This is a genomic window from Methylobacterium sp. C1 (genome assembly GCF_001854385.1).
In the GTDB taxonomy this organism is placed as follows: domain Bacteria; phylum Pseudomonadota; class Alphaproteobacteria; order Rhizobiales; family Beijerinckiaceae; genus Methylobacterium; species Methylobacterium radiotolerans.
In genome coordinates this window covers 5,911,649-5,929,954 of sequence record NZ_CP017640.1, presented here as the reverse complement: position 1 = coordinate 5,929,954, position 18,306 = coordinate 5,911,649, and the positions used below count along the sequence as shown (strand labels likewise).

Here is an 18,306-nt window from a genome sequence, read left to right as displayed (position 1 = left end):
CTCAAACACCGGATGAGCGCGACTTCCCTCCCCGGTTCCCAGCAGCCTGACCTCGGCGAGATCCGCCACGACTGGAGCGTGGCGGAGATCCGCGCGATCCACGACCTGCCGCTGATGGACCTCGTGTTCCGGGCTGCACAGGTGCACCGCCGGCACAACGACCCCGCCGACATCCAGCGGGCGTCGCTCCTGTCGATCAAGACCGGCGGCTGCCCGGAGGATTGCGCCTACTGCCCGCAATCGGCCCACCACAAGGGCGCGGGCGTCGCCCGCGAGCGGTTGATGCCGGTGGAGACGGTGCTGGCCGAGGCGGCCGCCGCCAAGGCCGCCGGCGCCCAGCGCTTCTGCATGGGCGCCGCGTGGCGCCAGCCGAAGGACGGCCCGGAATTCGACGCGGTGCTCGCCATGGTGCGCGGCGTGCGCGGCCTCGGCATGGAGGCCTGCGTGACGCTCGGCATGCTCACGCCCTCGCAGGCCGGGCGCCTCGCCGAGGCCGGGCTGACCTCCTACAACCACAACCTCGACACCGGCCCGGACTTCTACGAGGACATCATCTCCACCCGAACCTACGACGAGCGTCTGCAGACCCTCGCGAACGTCCGCGAGGCCGGGATCGGCGTGTGCTGCGGCGGCATCGTCGGCATGGGCGAGGGCGTCACCGACCGCGCCGCGATGCTCCAGGTGCTCGCCAACCACGCCCCCCATCCGGAGAGCGTGCCGATCAACGCCCTCGTGGCGGTGCCCGGCACGCCGCTGGAGGATCAGCCGGCGGTCGATCCGTTCGATCTCGTGCGCATGTGCGCCACCGCGCGGATCGTGATGCCGCGCTCCCGCGTGCGGCTCAGCGCCGGCCGCAAGAGCCTCACCCGCGAGGCCCAGGTTCTGTGCTTCCTCGCCGGTGCCAACTCGATCTTCTACGGCGAGCGGCTGCTCACCACGGCCAATAACGGCCAGGACGACGACGCGGCTCTGCTGGCCGATCTGGGCATCCGGGTCGGCGAGCCCGTCCGGGCCGCGGCCGAGTAGGCAACAGGTCGCCGTCTCGCCCTTCCCGGCCCCTGCGCGCGGCGCCTCAGCGGCGCCACGGAGCCCGGCATCGCCCCCCGACCGGGCCCCTCCCGGTTCACGGCGGTCGCCCGCGGGCGATCGCGTCAGCCCTCCGGCAGCACGATCCGGAAGCGCGCCCCGCTCGTCCCCTCGTCCTGGTAGGTGTCGAGGGTGAGGGTTCCGCCGTTGATCCCGATCAGTTCGGCGGCGATCGGCAGACCGAGGCCCGTGCCGCCGGACCGCATGGATCCCTGGAACGGCGCGAACAGGTTCTCCCGGGCGCGCGCCGGCAGGCCGGGGCCGTTATCGGTGACCAGGATCGTGATCCGACCCGACGCCGCGCGCGAGGCGACCACGCTCACGGTGGCCTCCGGCACGGCGGCCCCGTCCAGCGCCTGCACGGCGTTGCGCACGAGATTGGCCAGCGCCCGACCGAGCTGCTCCGGATCGGCCTGCACGGAGAGATCGCCCGCCGCGACCTGGACGCTGACCGGGTGCGCCGCCAGCGCGGCGAGATCCGGGAGCTCCGCGAAGATCGGCGCCAGCGGCGTGCTGGTCAGGAGCGGCGTCCGCTCGGAGACGCGCCCGTAGGCGAGGGTCGCCTCGCAGAAGCGGATCGCGCGGGCCAGCGTCCCGACGAGGCGGGGGGCCACGCGCTGCACCGTCGGATCCTCGGTACCCTCCAGGCGGTCGCCCAGGAGCTGCGCGCCGGTCAGCAGGTTGCGCAGCTCGTGGCTGATCTTGCTGACCGCGAGGCCGAGCTCGGCGAGACGCCGCTTCTGCCGGAGCTGGTCGGCGAGGCTGCGCTGCATCCGCCCGAGCGCCCGCTCGGCCTGGCCGATCTCGTCGCTGCGGCGGGACGGGGCGATGATCCGGCCGGCATCCTCCGGATCGTCCGCGAAGACCGTGATGCTGGTGGCGAGGCGCCGCACCGGCCGCACGATCAGCACCTGCAGCACCACGAAGACGAGACCGGCCGCGGCGGCCGCGATGATCAGCGAGGAGACCAGCAGGCGCAGCGCGTAGTCGATCATGGCGGTGCGCAGCGGCGCCTCGTCGAGCAGGATCTCGACACGGTCGAAGCCGATCCCGCCCTCCCCGACCACGCGGATCGGCTCGTGGACCGGCGCCACGAGGGTGCGCCACGCGCCCCGGATCGCCGACAGGGCCGTGACGTCGCGCAGGTCGACGGTGTCGGCGACCTGCTCGGGCATCGGCTCGATGGCGAGCAGGCGCTGGGCGCCGCCCCCGCGGACCGCGATCGCCCGGGCGTTCACGCCGGCCAGGAGCCGGCTCTCGAGCGGCTCGGAGACCGGCTCGCCGGTCCGGCCATCGAGGACCAGGGCGGCGACCTGCGCGGCCGCCAGCCGGTCGGACATCCACTCGATCCGGTAGTTGGCCACCGCCGGCACGTAGGTCAGCACCTCGGCCACCACCACGAACGCGACGGTCACGAGGAACAGCCGCCCGGACAGGCCGAGGCGCGCCGTGCGCCGCTCGGGCAGGTCGCGGGCCGGAGCGGGCGCCGGCGTCGCCGGTGCCGCGGCCTGATCGGACTTGACGGACACGCCGGTCACGCTCCGCGCGGGCATCGCGGATGAGGATCGGCGGAGAGAGGATTGAGAAAGCTCGAGCCGGGTCCGGCCTTCGCGGGATACATGTTCGCAAGCCACAGATTCGCAGGCGGGAATACAGGCTCTCGGCGGCGAGCACTATACGATATCCACCCCCACGCGGTTGCATGTGCCCTTAGACACGGAAAAACGGATCCGGCGGTGGATCGCGTATCCCGGCGGCGCCTGTCAGCCGCGCCTGTCAGCCGCGCTTGGCGCGCCGGCTCAGCAGCATGCTGACCAGGGCGAAGGCGGCCAGCATCCCGAGACCCGCCACCATCTTCGGCGTGACCAGGGCGCGCAGGGTCAGAGCCGTGTCGCAGCCGCCCGACCCCGCCGCCAGGCAGGCGGCCTTCGCGGCCTCGTGGGCGGCGACGACGTCCTCGATGCCGGCGCCCGTGGTGGCGTACACGAGAGCCCCCGGCAGCAACCCCAGGAACGTCGCGAGCACGAAGACCCGCATCTTCACCCCGAAGGCGGCGGGTGCGAGGTTGGTCACCCAGAATGGGAACAGCGGCAGGAGGCGCAGCACGGCGATGTAGCCGAAGGCGTCGCGCCGGAAGCCCTCGGCCAGCCCGGCGAGGCGCGTGCCGCCCATGCGCCGCAGGAGGTCGGCGCCCGGCCCGCGGCCGATGGCGAACACGATGGCCGCTCCGGTGGTGGCGGCACAGACCGCGGTGAGCGCCCCCGGAACGATGCCGAACAGGAAGCCGCAGACCATCGTCAGGATCAGCGTGGCCGGCACAGACACGACGACGGCCCCGACATAGAGGCAGTAGGCCGCGACCAGCGCGCGGAGATAGCCGGCCTCGACGAAGCCCCGCAGCCAGAGGCGCGAGGTGAGCAGGCGGTCGAGGCTGAGGAGCTGCGCGGCCCCCGAAACCAGGACCACCGCCGACACCGTCAGGAGCAGCACGAGCGGGAGCCAGCGCCGCAGCCGCTTCCAGCGTCCTTCGCGGCTCTCCGCGCGACCCTCGGCGACGGGCGCGTTGCCGGTCTCGCTCACCCGGGCTTGCGCATCCGCAGGATCTTGAAGAACCCGCCCGGGAAGGTCGGCTTCAGGCCCAGGACCTCGACGCCGTTGCGCCGGGCCCAGGCCTCGATCCGCGTCGCCTTGAAGTCCGACGACCAGCCGATCTTCGTGCAGAGCGGCGCCACGATCTCCTCGACCCGCGCGACCGGGCCCTCGCTCTGGCCGAAATGGTTGGCGAGCACGATACCGCCGCCCGGGCGGACCACCCGCAGGAACTCCGACAGCGCGGCCTCGGGATCGGGAACCAGGGTGATCAGGAACTGCGCCACGACGGCGTCGAAGCTCGCGTCGGCGTAGCCCAGGTGGCAGACGTCCATCACCTGGAGGCCCTTCACGTGCGCCAGGTTCCGGCGCCGGACCTTGGTGCGGGCACGCTTGAGCATGTCCTCGGAGAGGTCGACGCCGCAGACGAAGCTCGCCTTCGGATAGTAGCCCAGCGCCAGCCCGGTGCCGACGCCGGCCTCCAGGATCCGCGGCCCGTGCTCGGCCGCCGCCTCCACGGCGGCGCGAGCCGCGGGCTCGGTGAGCTTGTCGTAGACCACGTCGTAGACGGGGGCCCAGCGGGCATAGGCCTTGCGCATCAGGGCCGTGCTCGGCCCGGCCATCTGCGGCTCGCTCAGCATCGTTCGCAATTTCCAGAGGTTGAGATCAGGCGGCCTCGCGGGGCCGGGCCGACAACGCGTCGACACGCCGGATGGTGCCGCCGCCCAGGACCCGGGCCCGGGGGCCGTCATCCGCGTAGATCGCGCAGGCCTGGCCCGGCGACACGCCGTCCTCGGGCTCGGCGAGCACGACCTCGACCGCGCCGTCCGGCCCGACCGTCAGCGTCGCCGGGCGCGGCGGCCGGGTCGAGCGCACGCGGACCGCCACGGGCTGGTCGCGCACGGCTTCCGCCGGCCCCTCGCCGAGCCAGTTCAGGTCCGACAGTCGGATCCGGGTCGTGGCCAGCGCCGTGCGCGGCCCGACCACCACCCGGGCCGCGTCCGGCTCCAGCCGCACCACGTAGAGCGGCTCGGGTCCGGACAGGCCGAGGCCCTTCCGCTGGCCCACCGTGTAGTGCACGATCCCGTCGTGCCGGCCGAGAACGTGGCCATCGAGATTGACGATCTCGCCGGGCCGCGCCGCGTCGGGGCGCAGACGCGCGATCACGTCGCTGTAGCGGCCCTGCGGCACGAAGCAGATGTCCTGGCTGTCCGGCTTCTCGGCGAGCGACAGGCCGAGTTCCTTGGCGAGCGCGCGGGTCTCGGTCTTCTCCATCTCGCCCAGGGGGAAACGCAGGAAGTCCAGCTGCTCCGCCGTGGTCGCGTAGAGGAAGTAGCTCTGGTCGCGGGCGGGATCGAGGGCGCGGTGGAGCGCCCGGCCGCCGCCAGGAAGCGCCCGGCTGGCCACGTAGTGGCCGGTGGCGAGCGCGTCGGCGTCGAGATCCCGGGCGAGGCCCAGCAGGTCGCGGAACTTCACCGTGCGGTTGCACTCGACGCAGGGGATCGGCGTCTCGCCCGCGAGGTAGCTCTCGGCGAACTTCTCGATCACCTCGTCGCGGAAGCGATCCTCGTAGTCGAGGACGTAGTGCGGGATGCCGAGATGCTCCGCCGCCGCCCGGGCGTCGTGAATGTCCTGGCCGGCGCAGCAGGCGCCCTTGCGGTGGCTCGCCGCGCCGTGGTCGTAGAGCTGGAGCGTCACGCCGACCACGTCGAAGCCCTGCCGCTTCAGCAGGCCCGCGACCACGGAGGAATCGACGCCGCCCGACATGGCGACGACGACGCGCGTCTCGTGGGGGGCTTTGGGAAGATCGAGGGCGTTCATCGCGAGGGTCCGCAGCCGCCGGCCCGGAAGCTCCCCGGCTGCACGGGCCGTCTATAGCGGGACTTCGCCCGGCTTTCCAGGGCGGCCGGGCCGGACACTCGGCAGATCCTGCCGGGCGGGCGGCAGCTTCGATCAGGCCCGCTCCGCGCATCGCGGGAAGAGAACGAACGTTTCCAGCACCTTAGCGGACCGTCCCGGTGGCGCGCGCCTTGCTGCGGAGCGGCTCAGAGGAGTCCGGTATGGCGAGCGGCGCGGCGGATCGGTTGGATGTCACCACGTGGATTCCGTCCGCGCGGAACGCGCAGGCGCCGCGTTCGGGCTGGGAGGCCGCGGGCGTGGCGGCCCGCGCCGGCAATTCCGCGCAGGACCGCTTCGGCGCCGCCCTGAGCGCGGCCCAGGCCGCACGCGCCGCCGCGGGCGGCCGCGCCGCCGATCAGCGCGACGTCACCGACGCGGCCCGCGCCCGGCAGGCCGACTGCGCGATCAGGCCGACGCCGCGCGGTGCCAGGACCGCGCGGGATGCGGCGCTGCGGAGCGAGGCCAGGGCCGCAGACAAGAAGGCCAGCCTCGCCAAGCCGGCGGACGCCGCGGCCCCGGCGGAAGCCGCGGCTCCGGCGGACGCGGCGGCTCCGGCGGCGCGGGCCCGGCAGGCCGAGGGGCAGCCCTCCGTCGCGGGTGCGCGCACCGCCGAGACCGGACGGACCGAAACCGCCGGTCGGCAGGGTTCCGAGGCCGCCGCGGCCGGGGAGGTTCCGGCCTCCGAAATGGCCGCCACGGCAGACCACGAGGCCGCGTCGATCGACGCGGCGGCGCTGCCGCAGAAGGCCGAGACCGCCGCGCAGCCGGCGGGGTCGAGCCCGTCCGCCTCCCTGCTGGCCCTCATCGCCGCGCTGTCCGAGGGCGGCGCCGCGACCGGGACGGTCAAGGTCGAGGCGGACGGGGACACCGGCACCGCGCCGGCGCAGGACGGCGCGGCGGCGCTCCCCGGAACCGGCGTGGCCGCGGGTCCTCCCGGCACGGACGCGCGGGGCAGCGGCCGCGCGGGCGGAGCCGTCTCGGGGGTCGCCGGATCCGGCCCCGCCACAGCGTCGGCCGGCGGTCACGAACCCGGCAAGGTCGGGCCGGGCAGCGTCCCCGTCGACGGCCCGACGGCCGGTGCCGGCGGCGCGGCGGCCGCGACGTCCGACGCGGCGACCCAGGACTTCCTCACCGTTCTGACCGACGCGGGCCAGGGCGCAGGCCCGCTTCAGACGATGCCCGCGGCGGCGCAGGGCGGTCCGACACCGCCCATACCGACCGGCCAGGCCGTGGACACGTCGCGTGCCGCTCAGGAGGCTGCCGCGCCGAACCAGAGCGCCGCGTCGGTCCGGACCGATCCGCCCATCCCGATCGGCCAGGTGCCGATGACCATCGGCCTGAGGTCCCTGCGCGGATCCAACGAGTTCCAGATCCGCCTCGATCCGGCCGAACTGGGACGCATCGACGTCAAGCTGGAGATCGACAAGGCGCACGGCCGCGTCATGACCCACTTGGTGGTCGACCGGCCCGAGACCCTCGCGCTGCTCCAGCGCGATTCCGGCCAGCTGCAGCAGGCGCTGTCCCAGGCCGGCTTCGATCCCGCGGCCGGCGGCATCAACCTGTCGCTGCGGGGCGACGGAAGCGCCCAGAGCGGCGGCAGCGGTGGTCAGCCGGGCGATTCCCCGCGCGGGGGCGGCACAGGCTGGTCGCGCGATCAGGCGGACGCCCCGCAAGAGATCGCCCCGATCCGCCACCTGCGCGGCTACGGCGGCGTCGACATGAGAATCTAGGCGGGGCGCAGGGCGCCCGCATCGCGGACCGACACGGACACCGACACAGCGCGCATCCGGCCCCTGCGCCAGGACGCGGCACGGGAGAGATCAGCATGACGAGCGGCATATCCAGCCTGACCAGCACGACGAACACCACGGGCTCGTCGACGAGCAGCAGCGGCAACGCCACCGAGATCGCCAGCAACTTCACGCAGTTCCTCACGCTGCTGACCACGCAGCTCAAGAACCAGAACCCCCTCGACCCGATGGACACCAACCAGTTCACGCAGCAGCTGGTGCAGTTCGCCGGCGTCGAGCAGCAGCTGAAGACCAACGACCGCCTCGACAGCATCCTCAGCGCGTCGCAGTCGGCGAGCTCGGCCTCGGCCACGAGCTACATCGGGAAGACCGTGACGGCGGACGGCAGCGCGTCGCAGCTGTCCGGCGGCTCCGCCTCCTGGACGCTGAACCCGGCCCGGGCCGCCTCGAAGGCGGTGATCACGGTCCTGGACTCGAAGAACAACGTCGTGGCCACGCAGACCACCGCCCTCAGCGCCGGCAGCCAGACCTACACGTGGAACGGCAAGACCTCGGCCGGCCTGACCGCGCCCGACGGGAACTACTCGATCAAGGTGGCGGCCACGGACGCCACCGGCTCGAGCGTCGCGGTCGATACGAGCCTGACGGGGGCCGTCGACGAGGTCGATCTCAGCGGAACGTCGCCGGTGCTGGTGATCGGCTCGCAGAGAGTGCCGCTGTCCAGCGTGCAGACCATCGGGTTGTCCACAAGTGGCACTTAACGAATCACATCCGAGTGACTCGCTTCAACATCTCTTAAGCGGGCACAAGTACCTTCAATGCTCGACAGGTCAGTCGAGTGTAGAGCGTATCATGACCGAACCGAGCCGCCCGAGAGTGAAGTACGTGATCGGGCCCGACGGCAGCCCCCTGACGATCGCGGACCTTCCGCCCCCGAGCACCCGTCGCTGGGTGATCCGGCGCAAGGCCGAGGTCGTGGCCGCGGTGCGCGGCGGTCTCCTCAGCCTGGAGGAGGCGTGCAAGCGCTACACGCTGACCACCGAGGAATTCCTGAGCTGGCAGTTCTCCATCGACCAGCACGGCCTTGCCGGCCTGCGGACGACCCGGATCCAGCATTACCGCCACTGATACGCGACGCCCCTGCCGGGCGCCATCGTCCCGGGACGCCGCAGGCGATCCCGGGGCCCATCGAGACCGAGGGTGCCGAGACCCGGCGCATCGGCGGCTCTGGTCGAGGGACTCGCCTCGCGGCCCCGGACCGACGCGAAGGCCTCACGCCCGCAGCGACGACCCGAGACGGCGCCCAGGGACTGGCCCGGTCGACTCCGAGATCCCACGAAGCCGCGTCCGGACCCCGGGCGCGGCTTCGTGCCGTTCCGGGCCCGCCTCCGGACCGGCCGGACCGTCGGCATTAACGACCCGCTAACCACGACCTGGGCAATTTCTGCCGAGCGGACCGCCGGGGTCCGCCAGCGTTAGAGTGCAGCGAATCCTCCCGTGAAGCCGGTTCTCGATCTCGTCACGAAGTTCGGACCGGCCCGAATCGCCGCCATGGCGGCGGTGACGCTGACGCTCATCGGCTTCTTCGCCTTCATCATCCTGCGGGTCTCGCGCCCCGATATGGGCGTGCTGTTCTCCGACCTGTCGATGCAGGACTCCGCGTCCGTGGTCCGGGAATTGGACAGCCGCGGGATCCGCTACGAGACGCGGGGCGATGCCGGGCAGACGATCCTGGCCCCGCGCCCGGACCTCGCCAAGCTGCGCATGGACCTCGCCGGCAAGGGGCTGCCGACCCAGGGCGGCGTCGGCTACGAGATCTTCGACAAGGGCGACGCGTTCTCGTCCACCAACTTCGTTCAGAACGTGAATCACCTGCGCGCCCTGGAGGGCGAGCTGGCGCGCTCGATCCGGGCGATCGGCCGGGTCCAGGCGGCCCGTGTCCACCTCGTCCTGCCGGAGCGCCGCCTGTTCGAGCGGGACCGGGAAAGCCCGAGCGCGGCGATCGTGCTGAAGCTGATGGGCGACCTCGATGCCGGGCAGGTCCGGGCGATCCGCCATCTCGTGGCCTCCGCCGTGGAGGGCCTCAAGCCCGAGCGGATCTCGATCGTCGACGAGCGCGGCCGGCTCCTGGCGGACGGCGCGCGGGATGCCGCGACCGACGTCGCCAGCGGGTTCGAGGACCGGCAGGTCGCCCTCGAGCGGCGCCTGCGCGGCCAGATCGAGGACGTCGTCGCCGGCATCGTCGGCCCGGGCCGGGCCCGCGTCCAGGTCAACGCGGAACTCGACCTCAACCGGGTCGAGAGCCGCTCCGAGACGTTCGATCCCGAGAGCCGCGTCGTGCGCTCCGCCCAGACCCGCACCGAATCGGCGGTCACCGGCAATGCCGAGGGGCAGGTCAGCGTCGGCAACGAGCTGCCCGGCGCCAATGGCGGCGACAAGGCGCCGACGCCCAAGGACGCGACCAACAAGAACGAGGAAACCACGAATTACGAGATCTCCCGGGTCACCAAGACCGAGATCGCCGAGGGCGGCCGGATCAAGCGCCTGTCGGTCGCGGTGGTGCTCGACGGGGTCTACGCCGCCGCGCCCGACGGCAAGCAGACCTATAGCCCGCGCACGCCCGCCGAGATCGAGCGGATCACCGCCCTGGTCCGCGGCGCGGTCGGTTTCGACAAGGCCCGCGGCGACCAGATCGAGGTGGTGAACCTGCGCTTCGCGGAAGCGCCGAGCGTGCCGCAATTCACCGAGCCGACGCTGATCGAGTCGCTGCTCGCCCCCACCAAGGACGACGTGCTGCGCATGGCCGAGCTCGCCGTCCTGGCGCTGCTGACCCTGATCGTCCTCCTCACGGTGGTCCGCCCCCTGGTGCGCCAGGTGCTCGCGCCGGTGCCGGAAGCGCCGGCCCTGACCGCGTCGGGACTGGCGATCCCCGGCGACGCCGCCGCGGTCGCGGGTCCGGGCGGGACCGTGACGGTCATCGACCGCGACAGCCCGACCGCGCGGCTGATGGAGTTCGCCAAGATCAACGGCCAGGTCCAGGCCGAGACGGTCCAGCGCGTGGTCGACATGGTCCGGGCGAGCCCGTCCGAGACCGTCGAGGTGCTGCGCACCTGGATCCAGGAAGAGTGAAGCGTAGGGCGTCGAGGGCAACACGATGGCGGCAGGTGCGGGACAGGGTCTGGCGAACACGCTGGCGACGGCGGGCGGCGATTCGTTCGCGTCGATGCCCGGCCCGCAGCGCGCCGCCGCGCTCCTGCTGATGCTCGGCGAGGAGGAAGGCGCGCCGATCTGGCAGATGCTCGAAGAGGAGGAGATCAAGAAGGTCAGCCACGCGATGGTCCAGCTCGGCACGCTGGAGGCGACCACCGTCGAGAAGCTGATCATCGAGTTCGTGACGAAGCTCAGCAACAGCGGCGGCATCTCGTCCAACTTCGAGCGGACCGAGGCGCTGCTCCTGAAGATCTTCCCGAGCGACCAGGTCTCGCTGATCATGGCGGAGATCAAGGGCGCGTCCGGCAAGCGGGTCTGGGCCTCGATCGCCCAGGTCGATCCGGAGATCCTCGCCTCGTTCCTGCGCAACGAGTACCCGCAGACCGTGGCGGTGGTGCTGTCGCGCGTGCGGGCCGACTACGCCGCCAAGGTGCTGACCATCCTGCCCGAGGATTTCGCCATCGACGTCCTCAACCGGATGCTGCGCATGGAGACGGTGCAGAAGGAGGCCCTGCGCCACATCGAGGAGACCCTGCGGGTCGAGTTCGTGTCGACCATCGCCCAGACCCAGCGCCGCGACGCCCACGAGATGATGGCCGACGTGTTCAACGCCTTCGACCGGCAGACGGAGGGCCGCTTCCTCGCCGCGCTCGACCAGGCCAACCGCGGCTCGGCCAAGCGGATCCGGGAGCTGATGTTCACCTTCGAGGACCTGCTGAAGCTCGATCCGGGCAGCGTCCAGACGCTGCTGCGCGGCATCGACAACGACACCTTGTGCCGCGCGCTCAAGGGCGCCAACGAGCCCACCCGCGGCTTCTTCCTGAGGCAGATGTCGACCCGCGCGGCCAAGAACCTCACGGACGAGATGGCCTCGCTCGGGCCGGTCCGCCTCAAGGAGGTGGACGAGGCGCAGGCCAAGATGACCGAGATCGCCAAGGACCTCGCCGAGAAGGGCGAGATCATGATCGCGAAGAATAGCGCCGAGGAGGAGCTGGTCTATTGAGCGCCCAATCCGCCCGGAGTGCGAAGCCGTTCCTGTTCGAGACCGACTTCCGCAGCGCCCGCCCCAGCGCCGAGGCCCAGCGCGCCGCCGAGGCCGCGGCCCGCGTCGAGGCCGAGGCCCACGCCCGCGGCATGCAGGAGGGCCGGGTCCAGGCCGAGGCGCAGGTCCAGGGCCGGCTCGCCGATGCCATGACCCGCCTGGCGCTCGCCACCGCGGGCCTGATCGCCCAGGCCGACGCGCGCGACCTCGAGCGCGAGGCGCAGGCGGTCGAGGTGGCCATGCTGATCGCCCGGAAGGTGGCCGGCGACGCCCTCGACGCCGCCCCGCTCGCCGGGATCGGCGAGGCGGCCCGGACGGCGCTCCAGCACCTGCGCGGCGTGCCGCACTTGGTGGTGCGGGTGCACGACAGCCTCGTCGAGGACGCCGAGGCCCTGGTGAAGCGCCTTGCCCGCGAGCGCGGCTACGAGGGCCGGCTCGTGGTGCTGGGCGATCCCGACATGGCGGCGGGCGACGCCCGCATCGAGTGGGCGGACGGCGGCATCGTGCGGGAGCGCGCCCGCATCGAGGCGGCGGTGCTCGACGCCCTCGGCCTGCCGACGAGCCCGTGAGGAGATCCTGATGTCCGACGATTTCAGCCTGCCCCAGCTCGGCGAGCACGACACCGACTACGCGGCGGGCTCGATCCGCGACGCACCCACCACGCCGAAGACGGCGGCCGACCTGGAGCAGCTCTTCGACGTGCCCGTGATGGTCTCGGCGGTGCTGGGCTCCGCCCGGATGCCGATCGGCGACCTGCTCCGGCTCGCGCCCGGCGCGGTGCTCGAACTCGACCGGAAGGTCGGCGAGGCGATCGACGTGTTCGTCAACAACCGGCTGGTCGCCCGCGGCGAGGTCGTCCTCGTCGAGGACCGCCTCGGCGTGACGATGACCGAGATCGTCAAGGGTGAGTGATTGTTCGGTGCGGATGCCGGGGGGCTGTCCGCGCCCGGGTTTTGAGAGGGACGAACCATGCGGCTCCTGATGATCGGGCGGCTCAACGGCGAGCTGATCACCGCCTCGAAGATCGCCATGCAGCGCGGCGCCGCCGTCACGCAGGCCGACGCCGTTCCGCAGGGCCTCACCGTCCTGCGCGCGCGGGGCGCCGACCTCATCATGATCGACGTGGGGCTGCCGATCCGGGAGCTCGTCACCGCGTTGGAGGGGGAGCGGATCCGCACGCCGGTGGTCGCCTGCGGCGTCTCGGCGGACGCCTCAGCCGCCGTGGCGGCGATCCGGGCGGGCGCCAAGGAATACATCCCGCTCCCGCCCGATCCCGAGATGATCGCGGCGGTGCTGGAGGCAGTCGCCACCGACCGCGCCGCCTTCGTCTGGCGCGACCCGTCCATGGAGCGGGTGGTCAAGCTCGCCGAGCAGGTCGCCCGCTCCGAGGCCTCGGTGCTGATCACCGGCGAGAGCGGCACCGGCAAGGAGGTGCTGGCCCGGCACGTCCACCAGAAGTCCAACCGGGCGGGCAAGCCCTTCGTCTCGGTGAACTGCGCGGCGATCCCCGAGGCCCTGCTCGAGTCCGAGCTGTTCGGCCACGAGAAGGGCGCGTTCACCGGCGCGGTCGCCCGACGCATCGGCCGGTTCGAGGAGGCCAACGGCGGCACGCTGCTCCTCGACGAGATCTCCGAGATGGACGTGCGCCTGCAGGCCAAGCTGCTGCGCGCCCTGCAGGAGCGGGTGATCGACCGGGTCGGCGGCACCGCCCCGGTCCGGGTCGACATCCGCGTGCTCGCCACCTCGAACCGCAACCTCGCCGAGGAGGTCCGCAAGGGCACGTTCCGCGAGGACCTGCTCTACCGCCTCAACGTCGTCGGGCTGCGGCTCCCGCCGCTGCGCGAGCGACCGGCCGACATCCTCGAACTCGCCACTCACTTCGCCCGGAAATACGCCGCCGTGAACGGGATGCCGGTCCGCCCGCTCTCCGCGGAGGCCCGGGCGCTCGTGCTGCGGAACCCGTGGCGCGGCAACGTGCGCGAGCTGGAGAACACTCTGCACCGGGCGGTGCTGCTCGCCTCGGGCGACGCGATCGGCCCGGAGGCGATCCTCTCGCCCGAGGGCGAGACCTTCGCGGCGGAGGGGCCGGCCGCGCGCGCCGCGCAGGTCGCCGAGGCCGCCACCCGCGGGCTGGTGGGCCGGACCGTGGCGCAGGTCGAGTGCGACCTGATCCTCGACACGCTGGACCATTGCCTCGGCAACCGGACCCACGCGGCCAAGATCCTCGGCATCTCGATCCGGACCCTGCGCAACAAGCTCAACGAGTACGTCTCGGCCGGTCTCGACGTGGCCGAGCCCGGCAGCGTCCGGGCGAGCGTCGCCTGCGGCTGACGCGCGTGTCCCTGTAGGGGCTTCGGGATCGGCTTCACCCTGCCATCCCGGGGCCGGGCGGCGGAGCCCGGGATCCCGACGCGCCAGCGCAGGGCGGACCCGGGCCGTGACGGGAGCGGAGCGGGAGAGACGCTCTAGCGCCGCCCGCCCTGGGCCGCCTTGTGGGCCTCGGCCTGGGCCGCGAAGGCAGCGTCGAGCTTGCGCAGGGATTCGTAGCGGGCGACGTCGCCCTCGACGTCGCGGATCGTCTCCTCGACGAGGTGGCGCTGAAGGGCGACCCGCGGATCGTCGGGCGGGAACGCCTCCCGCTCCTGCAGCCGGAGCACGGCCTGCCGCACGACCGTGTAGACCGCCTCGCGCTCCTCACGGGTCATCGACGGCTGGATCGCCTTCGCGACGAGATCGGAGAAATCCGACATGGACCGTTAGACTTCGCTCATCCAGGGGCGCCCGGTTCGCCGGGCCGCCTCCCTCTACAGATCGCGCGCCCCGGGATCCAGATCCCGGGGCCGCGGTCCCCGCGACTACATCCGCTGGTCGCGGATGCCGGCGATCAGCAGCGCGGACGAGCTCCAGATCACCAGGAAGCAGAAGAACGACACCAGCAGGGAGTGGCCCCGCTCGGGATAGAGGCTGTCGGTCGGCAGGACCGGCGGCACGAACGTGGCCAGGAAGATGTGCTGCTTGCTGGCCGAGATGCGGGCCCGGTCCAGCAGGCTGTGGGCCGACTCCTCGAGCTTCTCGGCGATGGTCCGCTCGACCAGCAGGCCCTCGTACTGGAGCAGCGCCTCGGTCATGTTCTGGCCGCCGGCAGCGGCGTTGGCGCTCGTCAGCTCGTCCTGAAGCGCCTTCATCTGCTGATCGATGGCCGCGATGTTGGCCACCAGCGTCTGGATCGAGCGCGAGCGCTCGTCGAGATTGGAGCTGCGCAGGACCTGCAGGTCGTTCTCGGCCTTCAGCTTGTCCTTCCGCAGGAGGGTCAGCGTGGTCAGCGTCCCCTCGGCGGTCTTGATCGGATCGATCACGCCCCACTGGTTGCGGAACGCCTGGAGCGCCACGTGCGCCTTGCGCAGCCGGTCCTGCGCGGTCTTCGCGTCGGCCTCGGCCTGGGCGACCATGTCGGCCTGCGCGCGCTTCGAGATGTCGTTGATCAGCGCCTCGGAGCGCGACACCACCGCCTGTGCGATGGTCAGGGCGTCCTCGGGCGTGAAGGCGCGCACGGACAGCCGGATCACGCCCGAGATCGAGTCGATATGCGCCTCGACGTGCTTGCGCCAGTATTTGGTCAGGTCCTCGATGGGATCACTGGGGTCGAAGCGGGCCCAGAAATCCGCCTCGGACCGGGAGAACATCTTGGAGATGCCGATGCTCTTCTCGAGCGCCTCGACCAGCGTCTGACTGTTGATGAAGTCGCGGACGATGAAGCTGTCCTGGCTGTTGTGCTTCTGAATGAGGTTCGTGTACTGGCCGAGCGAGATGTTCTCCATCGGCTCCACATTGCCGCGGACCGCGAACTGGGCTTCGGCGACGTACTGGTTGGACGCGAACGCGAACAGGTAGAGCCCGACCACGAGGGTCGGCAGGAGCACGAACAGGCCGACGCGGCGGATGATCCGCGCGCCGTAGGTCGAGGTGTCCTCCTCGCGGGGGCGCAGGCCCGGCAGACGGCTCCAGTCGAGACGCTGCCGCACCGTGGTCACGAGGGCCCGCGCGGTGCGCTTCTCCGGCACCGGCCGGATCGTCTCCGCACTGCGCCGCAACTCCGTCATGGTCGGAGCGGCGAACGTCACGATCTCGCCTTCGCGCGTGTCGTCCTTGACGTCGTCGAAGCTCATCCGCTCTTTGTTCCTGGGTCTGCGCCGGTTCCGCTGCCGCGGCGCCGGCCGAGGGGCGGCCCGTGCGCGGTGACCGGGATCCCGTTCTTTTAGGCCCTTTTTATGGCGCCCGGCCCGACCGCCTCTCGGCTGCTGCACCGCGGCGACGGGGGCCGTAGCCCGGGACGGGTATCGCGTCCTACAGTCTCTGAATGATGACAGAACCGCGTGCCGCGGCCCCGGATGGCCGCCCGGCCGGCCGCACGGCCAAGACCAACCTGTCCGAGATCGTGGTCGTCTGCTCCAAATGCGCCAAGCGGCAGGGCCTGCGCGGGCGCGATCTCCGCGCGCTGCTGAAGAAGGCCGGGAAGCGGGCCGCCCGCGACGGGGGAGCCGGGCGCCGTCAGAAGCTCCGCATCGTGGAATCGGGCTGCCTCGGTCCCTGCCCGAAGCGCGCCGTGGCGGTCGCGACCGGCGCGAGCCTGGCCGCGGGCCGGGTCGTCCTGCTCGACCCCGCGGCCGATGCCGCCGAGGCGCTCGCCGCGGTGCTCAATCCCGTCCTGCCGCGCCGTGCGGTCCCCGAATTCGGCCCCAATACGACTCTAGCGGCGATACCACCCGACGAATCGCCGCCGGTCCGCTGACCGGTACAACCTGGAGCGCGCTCTTGCCCGCCTCTCGACGCGAGGCCCTCACACCGTGACCGGCGACCGCGTTTCCCGGAAGCGGCGGGCGGCCCACGCCGCGCTGCGTCGCCTGCCGCTGTTCGGCACCCTGATCGGCCTCGGCCTCGCGGTCTGGCTCGTGGCGACCAACGATCTCGCCGCCGTGGCCGCGGCCTTCGGGCGGATCGGCGTGGCGGGCTTCGCCGGCGTCACGCTGGTGCGGATCCTGGTCATCCTGCTCTGCGGGCTCGCCTGGGCGCGCATCCTCGACGGTCTGGCGCCCGCGACGGCTCCGGCCTGCCTGATCCTGCGCTTCGTCCGCGAAGGCATCAACGTGCTCCTGCCCGTGGCCTCGGTGGGCGGGGACGTCCTGGGCGCCCGCCTCCTGACCTTCTGGGGAGTCGCCGGCTCCCTGGCGGCCGCCTCCGTCCTGGCCGACATGCTGTTCCAGGTCGGAACACTCGCCCTGTTCGCCGGGCTCGGCGCCGGCCTCCTGAGCCGGGTCGAGGGCGCCGAGGCGGCCGCCCTCGCCAGCTGGACGCTGCGGACGCTCGTCGTGGCCGGGCTGGCGGTGGCGGCGTTCTTCGCTCTCCAGCGGACCGGCATCGTGCGGGTGCTCGAGGACCGCGTCGCCGCCCTCGGACGGCGCTTCGTGCGCGAGGCCGAGGCCCGCCCCGAGCCGAACCGCCGGATCCAGGGCGCGCTGGACGCGGTCTGGGCTCCGGGTCGCCGGGGCCATCTCGCCCAGTCCTTCGCCCTTCACGCCCTGGCCTGGCTGCTCGGCACGGCCGAGGTCGCGGTCGTCCTCGCCTGCATCGGCGTGGACCATGTCGGCTGGGCCGACATCCTGGTGATCGAGGCGCTGAGCCAGGCGATCAAGGCCGCTGCCTTCCTGGTTCCGAGCGGGCTCGGCGTCCAGGAAGGCGGGCTCGTGCTGGTCTGCGGCCTGTTCGGCATCGACGCCGGGACCGCCCTCGCCCTGTCGCTCGCGCGCCGCGTGCCCGACGTGGTGCTCGGCCTGCCGGCCCTGCTCGTCTGGCAGAACCTCGAGGCCCGCCGCGCCGGCGTGCGCGCGGCCACACCCAGTTGCGACCGTCCGTGACCCGAGACCTTCCCGTGCCGACACGCCCGATGCGCCGGACGCGCGAGGTCCCGAAGCCGCGCCTGCTGCGGATCGCGCTCGCCGCGCTCGCCGCACTGGGCGCGGTGGCCGGAGGACTGCTCGCCGCCGGACCGGCCGTCGCGCAGAGCGTCACCCTCGATCTCGGCGCCGGCGGCACCACCGAGCGCGCCCTCCAGCTCGTGGCGCTCATCACCGTCCTGGCGGTGGCCCCCTCGGTGCTGGTGATGGCCACGGCCTTCACCCGCATCGTCGTGGTGCTGTCGATCCTGCGGTCGGCGCTGGGCACCCAGACGGCGCCGCCGACCGCGGTGCTCGTCAGCCTCGCGCTGTTCCTGACCGCCTTCGTGATGGCCCCGACCGGCCGCGCCGCCTACAGCGCCGGCATCGAGCCGCTGATCGCCGGCCGGATCACGCAGGCGCAGGCGTTCGAGCGCGCCTCGGCACCGTTCAAGACCTTCATGCTGCGCAACGTCCGCGAGAAGGACCTGAAGCTGTTCCTCGACCTCGCCAAGGTGCCGGCGCCGAAGGGCCCCGAGGATGTCGGCCTGGAGATCGTGACACCGGCCTTCATGATCTCGGAACTGCGCCGCGCCTTCGAGATCGGCTTCCTGCTGTTCATCCCGTTCCTGATCATCGACCTCGTGGTCGCCTCGGTGCTGATGGCCGTCGGCATGATGATGGTCCCGCCGGCCACGGTCGCACTGCCGTTCAAGCTGATCTTCTTCGTGCTGGTCGACGGCTGGACCCTCGTCGCCGGATCCCTGGTCCAGAGCTACGGCGGATGACGGCGGCGTCC

General features: G+C 72.3%; 18 protein-coding genes. 12 read left to right on the top strand and 6 right to left on the bottom strand.

The genetic code is table 11. The features are described 5' to 3' along the window. Positions 1–12 precede the first annotated feature (12 nt). Entirely contained in the window at positions 13–1,026 is a 1,014-nt protein-coding gene (gene bioB, locus BKE41_RS27315; RefSeq protein ID WP_012321972.1) for a biotin synthase BioB, read from the top strand. 125 nt (positions 1,027–1,151) lie between these two features. Here bioB and BKE41_RS27310 read toward each other — a convergent pair whose 3' ends face one another. From BKE41_RS27310 to mnmA, 4 genes are all read right to left on the bottom strand, one after another. Continuing rightward, positions 1,152–2,639 (bottom strand): HAMP domain-containing sensor histidine kinase, encoded by a 1,488-nt coding sequence (locus tag BKE41_RS27310; protein WP_043343100.1) that lies wholly within the window; start codon positions 2,637–2,639, stop codon positions 1,152–1,154. 223 nt (positions 2,640–2,862) lie between these two features. Further along, a complete protein-coding gene (locus tag BKE41_RS27305; RefSeq protein WP_024828317.1) occupies positions 2,863–3,666 on the bottom strand; it encodes a VTT domain-containing protein in 804 nt (267 codons plus the stop codon). Continuing rightward, positions 3,663–4,316 carry a class I SAM-dependent methyltransferase gene (locus tag BKE41_RS27300; protein ID WP_063111956.1) on the bottom strand — a complete coding sequence of 218 codons (654 nt, stop codon included), beginning with the start codon at positions 4,314–4,316 and terminating at the stop codon, positions 3,663–3,665. The genes BKE41_RS27305 and BKE41_RS27300 overlap by 4 nt, the downstream gene beginning before the upstream one ends. 25 nt (positions 4,317–4,341) lie before the next feature. Continuing rightward, a complete protein-coding gene (gene mnmA / locus BKE41_RS27295; RefSeq protein ID WP_071000424.1) occupies positions 4,342–5,496 on the bottom strand; it encodes a tRNA 2-thiouridine(34) synthase MnmA in 1,155 nt (384 codons plus the stop codon). Between the two features lie 335 nt (positions 5,497–5,831). Here mnmA and BKE41_RS27290 point away from each other — a divergent pair, with 335 nt between their 5' ends. The 8 genes from BKE41_RS27290 (at position 5,832) to BKE41_RS27255 (ending at position 13,908) form a co-directional block, all read left to right on the top strand. Beyond that, complete coding sequence (locus BKE41_RS27290; protein ID WP_245295856.1) at positions 5,832–7,304, top strand: flagellar hook-length control protein FliK; 1,473 nt, start codon at positions 5,832–5,834, stop codon at positions 7,302–7,304. A gap of 95 nt (positions 7,305–7,399) precedes the next feature. Further along, positions 7,400–8,086, top strand: a complete 687-nt coding sequence (locus tag BKE41_RS27285; RefSeq protein WP_043074908.1) for a flagellar hook capping FlgD N-terminal domain-containing protein — start codon at positions 7,400–7,402, stop codon at positions 8,084–8,086. 91 nt (positions 8,087–8,177) lie between these two features. After that, complete coding sequence (locus BKE41_RS27280) at positions 8,178–8,453, top strand: DUF1153 domain-containing protein (protein WP_007569077.1); 276 nt, start codon at positions 8,178–8,180, stop codon at positions 8,451–8,453. 369 nt (positions 8,454–8,822) lie between these two features. Then, entirely contained in the window at positions 8,823–10,454 is a 1,632-nt protein-coding gene (gene fliF, locus BKE41_RS27275; protein ID WP_071000422.1) for a flagellar basal-body MS-ring/collar protein FliF, read from the top strand. A gap of 25 nt (positions 10,455–10,479) precedes the next feature. Continuing rightward, a complete protein-coding gene (gene fliG, locus BKE41_RS27270; RefSeq protein WP_071000421.1) occupies positions 10,480–11,538 on the top strand; it encodes a flagellar motor switch protein FliG in 1,059 nt (352 codons plus the stop codon). Continuing rightward, entirely contained in the window at positions 11,535–12,146 is a 612-nt protein-coding gene (locus BKE41_RS27265; protein WP_071000420.1) for a FliH/SctL family protein, read from the top strand. The genes fliG and BKE41_RS27265 overlap by 4 nt, the downstream gene beginning before the upstream one ends. 10 nt (positions 12,147–12,156) lie before the next feature. Beyond that, the gene (gene fliN / locus BKE41_RS27260; RefSeq protein WP_012321962.1) at positions 12,157–12,489 is read left to right on the top strand and encodes a flagellar motor switch protein FliN; all 333 of its coding nucleotides are present in this window, start codon (positions 12,157–12,159) and stop codon (positions 12,487–12,489) included. Between the two features lie 57 nt (positions 12,490–12,546). Further along, complete coding sequence (locus BKE41_RS27255) at positions 12,547–13,908, top strand: sigma-54 dependent transcriptional regulator (protein ID WP_012321961.1); 1,362 nt, start codon at positions 12,547–12,549, stop codon at positions 13,906–13,908. Positions 13,909–14,042: 134 nt separating this feature from the next. Here the strand turns inward: BKE41_RS27255 and BKE41_RS27250 are convergent, their stop codons facing one another. Beyond that, positions 14,043–14,327 carry a hypothetical protein gene (locus BKE41_RS27250; RefSeq protein ID WP_012321960.1) on the bottom strand — a complete coding sequence of 95 codons (285 nt, stop codon included), beginning with the start codon at positions 14,325–14,327 and terminating at the stop codon, positions 14,043–14,045. A 105-nt stretch (positions 14,328–14,432) separates the two neighbouring features. After that, the gene (locus tag BKE41_RS27245) at positions 14,433–15,743 is read right to left on the bottom strand and encodes a capsule polysaccharide transporter (RefSeq protein WP_012321959.1); all 1,311 of its coding nucleotides are present in this window, start codon (positions 15,741–15,743) and stop codon (positions 14,433–14,435) included. A 194-nt stretch (positions 15,744–15,937) separates the two neighbouring features. On the opposite strand from BKE41_RS27245, the gene BKE41_RS27240 reads away from it, so the two are divergent. From BKE41_RS27240 to fliP, 3 genes are read left to right on the top strand one after another with little or no spacing between them, the layout of a single operon-like run. Then, positions 15,938–16,366 carry a hypothetical protein gene (locus tag BKE41_RS27240; RefSeq protein ID WP_244632978.1) on the top strand — a complete coding sequence of 143 codons (429 nt, stop codon included), beginning with the start codon at positions 15,938–15,940 and terminating at the stop codon, positions 16,364–16,366. Positions 16,367–16,421: 55 nt separating this feature from the next. Next, positions 16,422–17,489, top strand: a complete 1,068-nt coding sequence (locus tag BKE41_RS27235) for a lysylphosphatidylglycerol synthase domain-containing protein (protein WP_012321957.1) — start codon at positions 16,422–16,424, stop codon at positions 17,487–17,489. A gap of 29 nt (positions 17,490–17,518) precedes the next feature. Next, positions 17,519–18,295 (top strand): flagellar type III secretion system pore protein FliP, encoded by a 777-nt coding sequence (gene fliP / locus BKE41_RS27230; protein WP_029359978.1) that lies wholly within the window; start codon positions 17,519–17,521, stop codon positions 18,293–18,295. Positions 18,296–18,306: the final 11 nt, after the last annotated feature.